This is a genomic window from Peribacillus frigoritolerans (genome assembly GCF_001636405.1).
Lineage (GTDB): Bacteria > Bacillota > Bacilli > Bacillales > DSM-1321 > Peribacillus > Peribacillus frigoritolerans.
On sequence record NZ_KV440950.1, the window covers coordinates 5144344 to 5158683 of the forward strand.

The window sequence follows — 14340 nt, forward strand, 5'->3', positions numbered from 1 at the left end:
CAACCACCTCATTTAATTCTGAATTAGGAAAGGAAAGATGCATAATGGTAAAAGTTACAGTAACAGTTGATTTCCAAGGAAAATCTTATCAAACTAACGTCCTTGCTAAACCGGGTACTGATCATGAAGTAATTTTACAACAAGCCCTTCATCAAGTTGAAAAACAGTGGAAAGCATAAAAAAGCAGGCATCGCAATAGATACCTGCTTTTTTATTACCTTAAATACTATCCCAAATACTTTTCATATGCACGATTAACGACCCTCTTGCAATTCCCTCCTACTTAAAAACACTTTTAATTGTTTTTTTCAAAAGGCCCTAGAATCAAGATGCCAGTTTGTGTACCAGAATTTTTATAATGAAAAAATATCTTTGAACTGGAATTATATTAAAAGCCTTATAAAAAAGAAGGTATTTTAAAGGCACGTCTCAGCTGTAGACAATTTAACCGTTAATTTCCACTCCAGGCACTCGCTTTCCGCGGGCGGTCCGGGAGCCTCCCCGGTGCCTTTGCGCCCGCAGTGCTCCCTTGGACTCGCTTTCCCGCAGGAGTCTCGCACACCCGCTCCAATCAACTATGTTTTAAAGTTTAGTTAGAGCCCTTTTGTTTATAAACTCAAAGACGGTCTTTTAAGGACCGTCTTTTTAATGTTCTATTAAACTAAATTTCTTATTAATGGCATGGAACGTTCTTGAAGGCTATCTGAAAACAGACTATAAGAAATGAGCTTCTTCTAGTACTGTTTAACTACATCCACGCGGTCGCTGTAAATATATACAAATAACCTAACATCCTTTTTGCCTCTTTTAGTATCAATGACCAATGGAGTCCCACTATTTTCTGGATGTAAAAACAATTCCTCATTACCCGGGAATATATGATTTTTCTTCAAAAATAGCGCTATTAAAATAATTAATAACTTGAATTTTTTCTTCACCTTCCAAACGTTTTCCGTCAAAGGTTACGATTGCATTCCCGCCACTAATTTCTGAATATATTTTAAATTTACTGATAATCCAATTAACTGCATCTGTCGGAAGACAGGAAACCAATATTTTAACAAACTTAAGATAATAATTGTCACAATCAAAACCGGCAATGTCAATTCATCATCTACGCTACATTTATTAATTAATTCTTATATAACTTATTATATCAAAAGTGGCTGATCGTTTTCTTAGTAGATGTGTCCGTTCTATTAACGTTTTACTTTAGCAAAACATTGCACTTAAACGTACGGGCGCGCTTCGAAAGTGAAAATTTCCCATTATAAATATAATGTTGCGATATGGTTATACTAAACAATATGGTTTCGGCCAAATCCTTGTTAACAAACTTCCATGAATGAAATGGATAGACCGGTTTAAAAATCAAAAAAACTGGGCGTCATCAAGACACCCAGCTTTTCCGGAATCGATTATTGATATCCCCAAATCATTGTTAGCATTGTACCGAAAATTGTAACCAATGCAACGAACAATCCGTAATAAACGTTTGTATAAATCGATGCTTTATCTTCAGACTCACCTGCGTGCATGAACATAACTAATTGAAGTGCAGCTTGCATGAAAGCTGTAACAAGAAGGATGATCACACCCATTTTAAGTGAGAGATCAAACATAATAACTGATAGTGCGACCAAAGTCAGGACTAGTGAAAAGGCAAATCCCATAACTTGGCCCCGTGGGAATAATTCTTTCATATTACATCATTCCTTTCAGGTAGACGAAACTGAAGATGAAAATCCAGACAACGTCCAAGAAATGCCAGTAAAGTGAAAAGATGAAAGCCTTGTTTGTTGTTTCTGGAGTCATACCGCGCTTTTTGATCTGCATGATGATGAAGGTTCCCCAGAATAAACCAAGTGTAACGTGAGCTCCATGCGTACCTAGTAATGTAAACAAACTAGATAAGAAAGCACTTGTTTGAATGGTTGCTCCTTCATGTACATACTCCACGAATTCATAAATTTCGACTCCCAAGAAGCCTAAACCAAGAATAAGGGTGATGATGAAGAAACCAATCGTTGCTTTCTGCCTGCCAAGTCTCATTGCATTGATTCCAAGACCAATGGTAAAACTACTGGTTAAAAGAAAGATTGTTTGAAACATCAGGGTTGGCACTTTAAAAAGATGTTCCCCTGTTGGACCATTTCCAGTTCCATCAACTAATACAAAATAAGTGGCGAACAGTGTAGCGAAAAGAGCTATTTCTGCTCCTAGGAAAATCCAGAATCCAAAAATCTTCAAGCGATTTTCTTCCGTGCTATATTCTAGTGGCAGCGAGTTATCTATTTTCATTACTTAGCACCTCGCAATTTATTTTCAGTTTCTTCGATCTCTTCAACAGAGATATAACGTCCGTGGTCTTTTTCGAATGAACGATGAATCATACAAGCAAAGATACCGATCGTTGCAATGATTGCAATGATCCACATGCTGAATACCAATGCAAAGCCCCAAACGAAGAAGATACAGCTCATGATAAACGGCACGCCACTGTTATTTGGCATATGAATCTTTTCTACTTTACCGCCAAATAATTTAAAGCCTTTTTTCTTTGCATCCCAGAATGCTTCTGTAGAAGCAACTGTTGGCACAACTGCAAAGTTATATTCAGGGATTGGAGTATGTGTAGCCCACTCTAGAGAACGTGCATCCCATGGATCGTTTGAAATATTTCTTGACGCATAACGAGTGCTCCAATAGATATTGTACACAATAAGTGCAAAACCTATTGCCAAGCCAATCGCTCCAACGAAAGAGAGCATATTCAATGGACCATACCCTGTTGATTCAGAGTACGTATACATACGACGTGCCTGCCCATCTAAACCAGTGATGAACATCGGGAAGAAGGTTACATTAAAGCCGATTGTAATGAACCAGAACGACCATTTCCCAATTTTTTCGCTCAACATGAAACCGAACATTTTTGGCCACCAGTACGTGAAACCGGCAAGTACGGCAAATACAGTACCAGGGATTAAAACGTAGTGGAAGTGAACTACTAAGAACATTGTATTATGGTATTGGTAGTCAGCACTTGCCATGGCAAGCATTACCCCTGTTACCCCACCGAGCGTGAAAATCGGAATGAAAGCTAAAGAGTATAGCATTGGAACGGTAAATACGATTTTACCTTTCCAAAGTGTGAACAACCAGTTGAAAATCTTAACACCAGTCGGTACGGCAATTGCCATCGTGGTAATCGAGAAGATACCATTAACCATTGCACCGTGACCCATTGTATAGAAATGGTGAGCCCATACAATGAAAGATAGAGTAGAAATAGCTACCATGGAGATAACCATCGAATTATACCCGTACAGGTTTCGACGTGCAAATGTCGAAATGATTTCACTGTAAATACCGAAAGCTGGAAGAATTACTATATAAACTTCAGGATGTCCCCAAACCCAGAACAAGTTCGCCCAAAGCATATCGCTACCGCCATTGGCCATCGTAAAGAATTGAGTTCCGAATAGACGATCCATTGTCATCAACGCAAGTGCCACTGTCAATACAGGGAAAGCGAAAACGATAATGAAGTTAGTGATCAAGATAGACCATGTGAACATTGGCATTTTCATTAAGTTCATGCCAGGTGCTCTCATTTTCAAGATTGTTACGATAAAGTTGATACCAGTCAGTAATGTACCGATACCTGCTATTTGAAGTGAAATCGCGTAATAGTTCGAACCGACTGATTCACTGAAATCGTTACTTGCCAGCGGGAAGTAAGATGTCCAGCCTGCATCAGGAGAACCACCGACTACGAAAGAGATGTTAAATAGCATTGCCCCCATGAAGAATAACCAGAAGCTTACTGCGTTCAGACGTGGGAATGCTACGTCACGCGCTCCAATTTGTAATGGTGTAACAATGTTCATTAACCCAATGATAAATGGCATAGCCATGAACAGGATCATGACGACCCCGTGTGTTGTAAATACCTCATTATAATGCTGTCCATCCAAAAGACCGTTATCTGGAATAGCCGTTTGAGCACGCATCATAAGAGCATCGACGCCACCGCGGAAAAGCATAAGCAGTGCTGCCAAGATGTACATGATACCAATACGTTTATGGTCAACCGTTGTTAACCACTCACGCCATAAGTAACCCCATTTTTTAAAATAGGTAATTCCGGCAACAACCGCAATCATGGTTAAACCAATGGCAACCATGGATGCATAAATCGCAGGACTTGGATGAGGTACGGCAAATCGATCAAAGTAATCCATACTTTTGTGACTCCTTTCAGGAAAATATTCCTTATCTTGTAAACCTAGTTGTTTTATCGAACGAAATTAATTCTTAGTGATTCATGTTGCTGTGTTCTGAATGTTCCTCGTGTGAATCCTTGGAATCATGTTCTTCAGTATCAGAAGATCCGTGGTCATGACCAGCATTTTCACCTTCAGGAGCTGGTGAAAACTCTAAATGAGTTCCAGTGTATGTGGATTGTCCCACATGACCAGGTTTTAATAATTCATTGAATTTTTCCTCAGTAATCGGTTTAGCAGTAGCTTTAATTTCATCTACCCACTTATCGTAATCTTTTGCTGACAATGCATTAACGTTGAACGTTTGCTGAGCAAAACCTGAACCACTGAAGTTTGAATTTCGACCCATATACTCACCTGGTACATCAGCTGCTAAGTGCAACGTATTAACCATGTCCGACATCGCGTATTTTTGTCCTCCAAGTTGCGGAATCCAGAAACTTGAGATTGGACCGAATGAGTAAAGTTTAAATTCGATTGGTCGGTTAGTCGGTATAAACAGATAGTTGACCGTTTCGATATCTTCTTCCGGATAGCTAAAATGCCACTTCCAGTTGGAAGATGAAGCGTAAATAACTAAAGGTTCTTGATCTCCGTATCCTTTAGGTGTTGCCTCAACTTCATTTGTTGTTTTAACAGTAACAACGGATAGGAAAGCGACGATTATAATTGGGATCGCCACCCAAATTATTTCAAGAACCTTACTTCCTTCAATATGAGGCGGTTCATAATCATCACGTTGTTTGGAAGCACGATATTTCATTATCATGAAGATATACAGTACCATAACGACAAGGACGACAAAGGCCATTGTCCATATCGAAATCATAATAACATCTGCTTGTGTTGCAGCTACTGGCCCTTTAGGGTCCAAGACCATTAATGGGTTATCGCAACCGGTTAGCACAGTGGCAATAGTAAAAAGTATAGTTAATAGAGCCCATTTTATTTTCATAGTACTACCCCTTTCTTACATAATAAAATTCCAATTGGTAATTATTCGGACAAAGTGTTACCATGTTCACAAACCCCGACATACCAATATTAATCCCAAGTCTAAAAAAAGACAATACAAAGTGACATCTGTCACATAAAGTTCAATAAAGAGCAGTAAGAAGATGGTAAATGAACGGAAATGTTCGAAAATCTTCAGCAAATGAAATATAATAATTGTTTAATAACATACCTATGGACATTCACTTATCAGTACAGGGTTGCATATATTACCGGTCCACTACCCATTTATTATTACTCTAATATAATGAAATGAAAATTTCACATTATATTCTCCGTGTTTATTGCCTCAACCTCCCTCAAGAATATGAATGATATTACCTATCCTGTCAAGTAGGTATTTATCGTTGGAAAACATGATTTAAAACGGATCTTTTACACTCGGCCAGGGAAGTTGGTAAATGGTAGCAGCATTCGATATGATGTTAAATCCATGCTTCCAAACTCTAATGATCCAACACTGGTCAATATTATATGTATATAAGGAAACAACGAGTGGGTAAATTGGGCTCTTTCTCCTCGCAATACTTATTGCCCTTTCAGTATTCCTAACCAGCCGTTTACCAGTAGTCATGAGTGAAATAATTCAGGGGTCGGTCAAACTTGTTGCAACTAGTGATTTTTATCGGTCAGCAGGACAGGACTGAATTACAGAAAAGGACATTTGGTTGTTCAATAAACTCCGCCTTTGTAACCCACGACTTCCTCATTGAATGAAACTTCAAGTAAAAGTACAAAAAAAAACACAAAAAAAGGACGTTTAAAAAATGTCCTTTTCTCGTGGATATAGTTCAAAGTTCAAAGTCAGAACTTCCTGCGCTCGGGCAGTTCGGTTTGGATATCCGAGCACATCGTGTGTATTCCATTTAATGAGAGGGTTGGTCATATTTTTGATACATAACGAGTGCAGTATATTGTATTGAATTAAAAAGTAGCCAACTGATGATTAATCCAAGTCCTCCACAATATGAAAGCGCATTCAATCATTCGGATCACTTTGACTCAAATTCTTTAGACAGGCGTTCATCCATGTTAGTAAATCTGATGCTAGAATGCTCATTATGCTATATTCCTCGTTTTAGTTACTGAATTCTGTACTTCTTTTTGTTTGAGTGTTAGACTTTGACTTCATTTTTATGATTTTAGTCGTTTCCGGTACAATTCTTTCACCTTTATGTGTTTTCATTACCATTTCTTCTGTCAGGACAAAAAATATACCAACTAGAAAAATTGCAGCTGCGCTTAGTGTGATGGCGATTCCAACGGAGGTAAATATATAATCTTTATTGTAATCGCTTACAATGAAGCTTAAAGCAAAAATAATAGTTCCGATTACACAACCTGTGCCCGATACCCATTTCACTGCATCTAACATCTTCTGATTAGCTTCCATAATTTCATCCCCTTTCTTTCTATTTTATGACATTTCACAAATTTGTCAAATCTTTTCTATATTTTAACATATTCACAATGAAAACCTTGACAAATAGAACATGCCACTATTAGCTTTTGGGTATTAAGGGCTAGATTGAAAATCTAAAAAACAGTGCAAATACACTATCTATTTTTCCGATATTAAAATTGCGTTTACTATTAAAAACTTCTAAATAAAAGGCCCCTAATGAATGATCAGGGGCCTTACCTCTTTCTATGGTTTTTGCAAGGTTATCGTTACCGTTTTCTCTTCAGTACCTCGGTATACTTTAATTTTTACTTTATCGCCGATTTTCTTATCTGTATATAAATATTTCCTTAATGCTGCGGAAGTATTTATTTTCGTTCCATCAATCTCAACAATGATATCCTGTTGCTTAAGCCCTCCATTCGCCGCAGCCGATCCCGCTTCTATACTCGTCACCATTACACCGGACTTTACGGCTTCAGGAACATTTTGAATATAATATTGCGGAAGTTCTTCCATACTGGCCAAGCTGACTCCTAAATATGGACGCGTGATTTTTCCATTTTCAATCAGTTCCGTAACAATCGGAATCACATCATTGCTTGGTATGGCAAACCCTAAGCCTTCCACACCGTTTTCGGAAATCTTCAGACTGTTTATGCCGATCACTTCCCCAGCGGTATTGATCAAAGCACCGCCGCTATTGCCAGGGTTGATCGCTGCATCGGTTTGAAGGACATCAAGTGCCCACTCCCCGTCCGAGGTATCGACTGAAATGGTGCGTCCGTTGGCACTGACGATTCCTTGTGTAACCGATCTTGAAAAATCAAGTCCAAGTGGGTTGCCAATTGCCAATACTTCTTCACCTGGACGCATGCTATCAGAATTCCCGAATTTAATTCCCTCTGGTGCTTTCGAGGCATCAATTGTCAAAACCGCCAAATCCGTCAAAGCATCTGCCCCGACAACAGCTGCCGTTGCCTTTTGTCCGTCATACAATGAAATTTCGACTTCCTTAGCTCCTTCAATAACATGATTGTTCGTGATGATATAGGCTTTCCCATCAGCTTTTTTATAAATGACCCCTGAGCCAGTTCCGCTCTCAACCGTTTCGCTCTCCGTGCTTTGCCGCTGGTACGGGTTCTGGCTTTGCATCTCCTGTAAATTCACGACCCCTACAATCGATTTGGATGCTGATTCGACCATCTCTGCCCTATCATTTGAATCCGTACTTGTCGATAACTTTTCCGCCGTGACATTTTTATCCTTTTCAACACTGTCCGTTTGCTGTACACCTGCCGTTTCGGTTGACTCATTCACTGAACTTTTCCCTTGATCTATAAAGTCTCCGCCAAATAGAAATACAGATGATGTAACCATAGAAGCAACCGTTCCGGAAACAAGGCTAGTTATCCAGAGAGACTTACCCTTTTTCCGTTCTGCCTTGATTCTGACTTGCTCCTCACCATTATAATTCTCCATCTTTATCCCTCCTATGATTGTCCTTTACTTGCCCCAATCATAAACAGGAATTATTAAAAATTCCTTAAGAAAATAAAAAATTCGGCTATCCTTTAACAAAAATCATAAAATTTTATCGAATCCTGTATGTTGCCGCACAACAAAATAAAAAGGCCACAACAGGGGCCTCCCATTCGACCATTCAGTTATCCTTACATGACTTCATAAACTTCTTCGGTCTCCTTATTCACGCCATACCAGCCCCAAGTGGTTTTGTGTCCGCTTTTCTGACTAGGTTCATCTACCTCGAAAACATGAAAAATATAATCTCCCTTTTCGGCATCATGATCATATTCGATTTGCAATTGCGAAAAGTTTTCCATATCCACGTAATCCCTCACAAGCTTCTCCGCCTGAGATTTACTTAATGCACGCTCCGAATCCTTGCTTCCCTCTTTGCCTTTTGTATCCGTTGCCGCCTCATCTTCTGCTTTGGATCCTTCCTCGGTTGTTTCCTCCGTGGATTTCACTTCATCATTTCCCACTACTGCTTCTATCGTGGCCGAGTCTGATACCGGGTGCATTTCCGCCGCCTTTGAAACCATTTGTTTACCTTCCCGGTATTTTGCTTTATATGCGGTTGCTTCTTCAAAATCTTTTTTGGCCGATTCAAAATCCTGTTCGTCGTATTTCTTCAATCCACTCGCCAGCAAACCTGAAAGATCCATTAACTCCCTTGATTTAGGTGTTTTTGCTTCTTTATAAGCTAATTCAAATGCCTCGTGGGCTTCTAAATAATTTTCCTCATTCAACTGACTTTTCCCTAAATCCATATTGGAATCATAATTCCTTGTTACGCAGCCTGAAGCAATCAACACAAAAAAAACAACCATGATTGACCTCTTCAATATCACCACTCCATTTACCATATTATTCTGTAAATCCATCTTAAACCATTTGATAAGGAGTCCGATACCTTTATTTCCTATCTTTTTCATTAAGGAAATGTTTACTTTCATGATTAACTTTTTACAAATAGTGGTACAGAATAGATAAATGCCGGAAAGGGTGATGTGCAGAATGATACAGGAAAAACAGACCTACCATGTCGATTTGGTCAGCGGTGACGTACTCGGACAAAAACTTGAAGAGAATCCAAGCTTCACGGTGCACGCAACTGATGAGGAACTTGCAGAATTGAAACAATGCTTGGAGGAACACCGGACAGATGACCTGGAGGCATATGCCCGATCACATGTGCCCTACCTTCTCTATCATCATGACCGGGCAAATGATAAATACGATGCAGCCATGAAAAGGCTTTATGCCTTAATTTATAAATTAGGGGATGAAACGGCACGAAATCACATTGAAGAAATTGGAATATTGAAAGATAACAAATTCGAGGGAAATGAAGAAGTGCAAAAGTTCAAATAAGAAATGGGAACAGAACCTGAAATTCAAAGGTTCTGTTCGTTTTTGATCAAGTTTACCAAAAGGTTTTCATTCACTTTAATCACTATCCCTTTTTAGAAGAGAGTATTTTTAATCTAGATATTTATCCTTCAAATAATCTGAACCGATACCGCCAATAACCATCAAAGCTAAGGGTAAAAAATTAGATACAACCGGCATGCTTTTTAAAATGGTAATATCGGTGCCAGCAAATTTGTTAAGACCAAAAATAATTAATTTGGACACTAATAAAAATGCTCCTATTAGTAACACGATATCAAAAAACATTTTCCAATTTGGAAATGCTAACTGCTTACTTTCCCGTATTATTTTTTCTTTCAATTCCTCGTCACTCCTTAATAATTCATCTACCGTAATCTGAAATAAATCACTTAGATTAATGAGTACTTCAATACTTGGATAATTTTTTCCCGTTTCCCATTTGGACACAGATTGGCGACTCACATGAATCTTCTCTGCAAGATCATTTTGTGACCAGTTTCTTTTTTCCCGTTCTTTTTTTAAACGTTCGCTAAAAATCATAATGAGTTCATCGCCTTTCCTACTCCTAGTATTGTGAGATGAATCGTGCAAAGTAAAGATAGTAATAAGCGCAATACTATGCAACCTATGAGTGACACCGAGAAAACCCTTGATATAACGGGGTTTTCCGTTTAATTTTATGGAACTGCTGCAGAAAGTTAAATTTTCACAAAATAGCAGCCAGCTAACACGAAAGTGGGTGAGAAAAGCCTTGTAAGATCGCTTCCTAATTTCACGAAGCATTTTTTGACTTTTGCAAAATTCCCAATTCTTCAGGATGATTCCGTGAGTAAAAAACATAACGGAAATTGTTCTTTATAGATATCCTTTCCTCATTATTTGTAGTTTAAATGAAGGTCATGTCCCTGCATCGTTTTATAGATGGTTTTTACCTTACCTTGAATATATATTTCTGCAAAGAATCATACTTTAAGAAGGCCCCCGATGAGAGGCCTTCTTCTGGAACAAACTCAGTTATTAGTTATAGAAAATACCTTTATAGGGTCCAATCGATAAGCAGTCCAGCTTGAGCTAATCCACCGCCGAAACCATATAATAAAACCTTCTCACCACCACGGAGCTTCCCTTCTTTTATCCCAATTTCCAAAGATAAGGGAATTGTTGCTGAAGAAGTATTTCCATACCCCACTAAGCTATATAAAGTTCGTTCGATTGGAAAGCCGCTTCTTTCACATATTGACTCGATCATTCTTAAATTTGCGCTATGCGGTACGAACCAATCAACATCATTCAATTGATATTCAGCATTTTTCATCACAGTTTGCATTCCTTTTGGAACGGTCGTGACAGCCCATTTATAAACCTCGCGTCCATTTTGTACAAGGTTGCCGCTATCATTTAAGTCTTCACCATTTATGCGTGTCGATAGGTTTGTACTATATAAATGTTTTCCGCCTTCACCCTCCGAATATAAATGTGAAGAAAGAAAACTTGGCTGTTTTTCATCATATTCTACAAGAACTGCTCCTCCGCCGTCTCCAAATAAAATACATGTGGCTCGATCTTCATAGTCCATAAGTTTTGATAAAGTGTCCGCTCCAATAACTAGGATTTTCTTATTTAATCCCGATGTTACTAATCCATTAGCTACATGCAGACCATAAGTAAATCCTGCACAGGCAGCGTTTAAATCAATAGCTCCAGTATTCTTAATGCCTAGCTTTGCTTGGACTAAAGATGCTACACTTGGAGTGTTGAAATCAGGAGTAAAGGTACAGACAATGATCATATCAACATCTTCGACAGATTTATCATACCGTTCCATTAAATCCTTTACAGCTTTATAACCGATATCACTGGTAAACTCCTCTTCATGTGCAATTCTTCGTTCTTTAATACCGGTACGTTTAACAATCCATTCATCATTGGTTTCAACCATTTTTTCTAAGTCTTTATTTGTTAACCTTTTTTCAGGAACATACGAACCTATCGCAGTAATACGTGCTTTGGATTTGAACATAGAATAGCCACCTCGTGTGTATGAATTGCATCATTTTATAACTTGATATTAACACCTGGTACTAATTATAAAGCAAAAAAAATCTTATGCAACTAACCGTTACATTAAAAAAAGAGCGGGGCGGGGCAAAGCAACTTTAAAGTAAAGCACCTGTTAGTTTAATACAATCTTTAGAGAGAATGCCAAAAGTCATCTTCAAGACATTTCCTCTACTAATATTAAATTCTGCTTGCCTTACTGAACTTGTAAAAAAATCCACACTCCTTAGTTGAAGCATATCTTACTTATTTATGATGACGACAGATTTGATCTTGTCTTTCGAGGTTTTGTTCGACTGCATATGTAGCGCCCCATTCACACATTGTATTTAATACAGGTACAAATGATTGACCTAACTCAGTTAAACTATATTCTACTTTTGGTGGTACTACTTTATATACTTCTCTTCGGACAAGCCCATCTCTTTCCAGCTGCTTTAATTGGTCGGTTAAGACTTTCTGGGTTATGGCCGGTATTAGAATATAAAACTCTTTTGTCCTCATTGGTTTTTGACTCAGAAAAAAGAGGATTAAGCATTTCCACTTTCCTCCTACAGTATTCATGAAAATATTTATTCCCGTATTTAGACTCTTCATTCCTCATTCCTCCTGAATAGGCACATAAAGGTGGCTATGCCACTTTATTGTGCGTTATTTTCTTCTACATCATGGGTCCATTATACTCTGATTATAAAGCAAATATAACATTGGGAGTGAACACGATGAGTGTAAAAGAGACAATAGAAAAAAGACGTTCCGTAAGGCAGTATGATCCCCATTATAAAATTAGTCCAGAAACATTGGCGACACTTATTGAAGGAGCCAGTAAATCGCCTAACGGAAACAATATTCAAGCAACACGATACCTGGTTATAGATGAACCATATTTAAAGGATTTGTTACTGCCCATCGCTTTTAATCAACAACAGGTAATTGAAGCCTCAGTACTGATTGTTATACTAGGTGATTATCAAGCTTTTGAAAAAGAAAATATCATAATGATACATGAGGATGAATTTCAAAAAGGTTATTTTGACGCATCAGTAAGAGATTATCTAACAAACGCGGCAATCAATTATTATCTAAATAAATCAAAAGAAGATTTAAAGGTTGAATTAATAAGAGACGCAAGCCTGGCGTCAATGTCGTTAGTTTTATTGGCGAACGAGGCAGGTCTTGAAACCATTACAATGTCCGGGTATGATTCCGAACAATTAAAGTCAGCCTTAAACATTTCCGATAGGTATTTAGATGTTATGCTTATTGCCATGGGGAAAGGAATGAAAGAAGGTCACAAAACAGTAAGACACGATGTTAGCAAAGTCATTTATAAAAACAAAATATAGTGAGTGTATTGGAAAGAGGGTTAAAAAGAACCCTCTTTCTTCTTAATCTTTCGTAAAACTTTAGTGTTTTAGCTTGTAATAGGTTACCGCGAGCGCAAGGGCAAGAACTGTTCCTTTGATGATATCAATCGCATCCATGATAAGGAATCCGCTCAGGACTGCACCGCTGAAGCCTCCAAAGGCATTCGGTTTTCCCGCTCCTAAAACGGAGGGACCAATGAAGGCTGCTGCGACGGCATCATTAGCGGGATCCTGAATTGATTTCCGATTTCACGCCCCTTAATGCAAGGACAATTCCCCCGATTGCAGCAAATAGAGCTGAAATCAGATATGTATTAACGGATATCCCGGAAAGTCTAGCCGCTTCCTTATTTCCCCCACTCTAAAAAGGAATCAATCACATCTCTAACAATTTACCATTCCAGGAGTTTTTGTTTAAAGCCTTCTTCACACACTGAGATACGTCTTTAATATTTTCTTCTCGAACAATTTTGGCTAATTCAAAGCCGTACATATCCCTCCTAGGATGAGCGTGTCTATCTGGCCTTTTAAGATTCCCTTATTAACATCTTACTTATATTGAAATTTTCAGATCGTTTTTTTAGTTATAACAGATTTAACACTCTCCTTTAGGTAAGTACCTATACTAAAAGTGCATACTTACGCACTTGCAGAGTGCACTTTATACTTAAAATAAATAATAGTTAAGGAGGAGAAATCTTTGAAAACTCTTGTTATCGTAGCACACCCCAGTCTAGAAACATCCCTCATAAATAAACGATGGGTAGAAGCGCTAAGGAAATATCCGGAAAAGTATACCGTACACGAATTGTATAAGGTTTACCCTGACGGAAACATTAATGCGGAAAAAGAACAGCAATTAATCGAATCGCATAGTAATCTTGTTTTACAGTTCCCTTTTTATTGGTTTAATTGTCCGCCTCTCCTAAAAAGATGGCTTGACGATGTTTTTACTTATGGTTGGGCGTATGGTTCAAATGGAGGGGATAAATTAAAGAATCGCAAAGCAGCTCTAGCTGTATCTGCCGGAATTAGCAAAGAGGATTATAGTAAAGAAGGAAGATATCGCTATACACTTGAACATTTATTATCTCCCTTTGAAACTACCTTCCTATACTGCAATGCAGATTATCGTTCATCCTTTGCTTTTTATGGTGCTGAAAATGAGCCATCCGTGAGCGAATTGGAAAAAAGCGCACAAGATTATTTGAATTTTGTCGATAACCTTTAATAGGCAGTTCATTAAAGAAGTATTTCCTTGTAAGGGAAATACTTCTTTTGATTTAATCAA

At 38.2% G+C, this 14340-nt stretch carries 14 protein-coding genes and 2 pseudogenes; 4 read left to right on the forward strand and 12 right to left on the reverse strand.

The features are described from left to right. Positions 1-44: 44 nt before the first annotated feature. Positions 45-179, forward strand: a complete 135-nt coding sequence (locus tag A6755_RS24280) for a BA3454 family stress response protein (RefSeq protein ID WP_034305885.1) — start codon at positions 45-47, stop codon at positions 177-179. Positions 180-656: 477 nt separating this feature from the next. Here A6755_RS24280 and A6755_RS24285 read toward each other — a convergent pair. From A6755_RS24285 to A6755_RS24320, 8 genes and pseudogenes are all read right to left on the reverse strand, one after another. Beyond that, positions 657-1101: pseudogene (locus tag A6755_RS24285) on the reverse strand (YfmQ family protein). A 317-nt stretch (positions 1102-1418) separates the two neighbouring features. Further along, positions 1419-1703: a cytochrome aa3 quinol oxidase subunit IV gene (gene qoxD / locus A6755_RS24290; protein WP_034305888.1), complete on the reverse strand. Its 285-nt coding sequence runs from the start codon at positions 1701-1703 to the stop codon at positions 1419-1421. 1 nt (position 1704) lies between these two features. Further along, positions 1705-2301 carry a cytochrome aa3 quinol oxidase subunit III gene (gene qoxC, locus A6755_RS24295; RefSeq protein ID WP_034305890.1) on the reverse strand — a complete coding sequence of 199 codons (597 nt, stop codon included), beginning with the start codon at positions 2299-2301 and terminating at the stop codon, positions 1705-1707. Then, on the reverse strand, positions 2301-4247 hold the full coding sequence (qoxB, locus tag A6755_RS24300) for a cytochrome aa3 quinol oxidase subunit I (RefSeq protein WP_063592237.1): 1947 nt from the start codon (positions 4245-4247) through the stop codon (positions 2301-2303). The genes qoxC and qoxB overlap by 1 nt, the downstream gene beginning before the upstream one ends. Before the next feature lie 73 nt (positions 4248-4320). After that, positions 4321-5244, reverse strand: coding sequence for a cytochrome aa3 quinol oxidase subunit II (gene qoxA, locus A6755_RS24305; protein WP_034305893.1), 924 nt, complete (start codon positions 5242-5244; stop codon positions 4321-4323). 1137 nt (positions 5245-6381) lie between these two features. Further along, positions 6382-6696 (reverse strand): hypothetical protein, encoded by a 315-nt coding sequence (locus A6755_RS24310; RefSeq protein WP_052137210.1) that lies wholly within the window; start codon positions 6694-6696, stop codon positions 6382-6384. 255 nt (positions 6697-6951) lie between these two features. After that, a complete protein-coding gene (locus tag A6755_RS24315; RefSeq protein ID WP_063592238.1) occupies positions 6952-8187 on the reverse strand; it encodes a S1C family serine protease in 1236 nt (411 codons plus the stop codon). 191 nt (positions 8188-8378) lie between these two features. Next, entirely contained in the window at positions 8379-9059 is a 681-nt protein-coding gene (locus A6755_RS24320; RefSeq protein ID WP_134402182.1) for a hypothetical protein, read from the reverse strand. A gap of 187 nt (positions 9060-9246) precedes the next feature. Between A6755_RS24320 and A6755_RS24325 the strand changes: the two genes are divergently transcribed. Then, entirely contained in the window at positions 9247-9603 is a 357-nt protein-coding gene (locus A6755_RS24325) for a hypothetical protein (RefSeq protein WP_048684962.1), read from the forward strand. Positions 9604-9711: 108 nt separating this feature from the next. On the opposite strand, the gene A6755_RS24330 is transcribed toward A6755_RS24325, so the two are convergent. From A6755_RS24330 to A6755_RS24340, 3 genes are all read right to left on the reverse strand, one after another. Beyond that, entirely contained in the window at positions 9712-10164 is a 453-nt protein-coding gene (locus A6755_RS24330; protein WP_034306554.1) for a helix-turn-helix domain-containing protein, read from the reverse strand. 496 nt (positions 10165-10660) lie between these two features. After that, positions 10661-11644: a ketoacyl-ACP synthase III gene (locus tag A6755_RS24335; protein WP_034305901.1), complete on the reverse strand. Its 984-nt coding sequence runs from the start codon at positions 11642-11644 to the stop codon at positions 10661-10663. Positions 11645-11928: 284 nt separating this feature from the next. Then, positions 11929-12279: a winged helix-turn-helix transcriptional regulator gene (locus A6755_RS24340; RefSeq protein WP_063592240.1), complete on the reverse strand. Its 351-nt coding sequence runs from the start codon at positions 12277-12279 to the stop codon at positions 11929-11931. A gap of 125 nt (positions 12280-12404) precedes the next feature. On the opposite strand from A6755_RS24340, the gene A6755_RS24345 reads away from it, so the two are divergent. Beyond that, positions 12405-13028 (forward strand): nitroreductase family protein, encoded by a 624-nt coding sequence (locus A6755_RS24345; RefSeq protein ID WP_034305905.1) that lies wholly within the window; start codon positions 12405-12407, stop codon positions 13026-13028. A gap of 60 nt (positions 13029-13088) precedes the next feature. Here the strand turns inward: A6755_RS24345 and A6755_RS27815 are convergent. After that, positions 13089-13407: pseudogene (locus A6755_RS27815) on the reverse strand (ABC transporter permease); the annotation flags it as partial. 342 nt (positions 13408-13749) lie between these two features. Between A6755_RS27815 and A6755_RS24350 the strand changes: the two are divergent. Next, positions 13750-14280 carry an NAD(P)H-dependent oxidoreductase gene (locus A6755_RS24350; RefSeq protein ID WP_063592241.1) on the forward strand — a complete coding sequence of 177 codons (531 nt, stop codon included), beginning with the start codon at positions 13750-13752 and terminating at the stop codon, positions 14278-14280. The last annotated feature ends 60 nt before the right edge of the window (positions 14281-14340 follow it).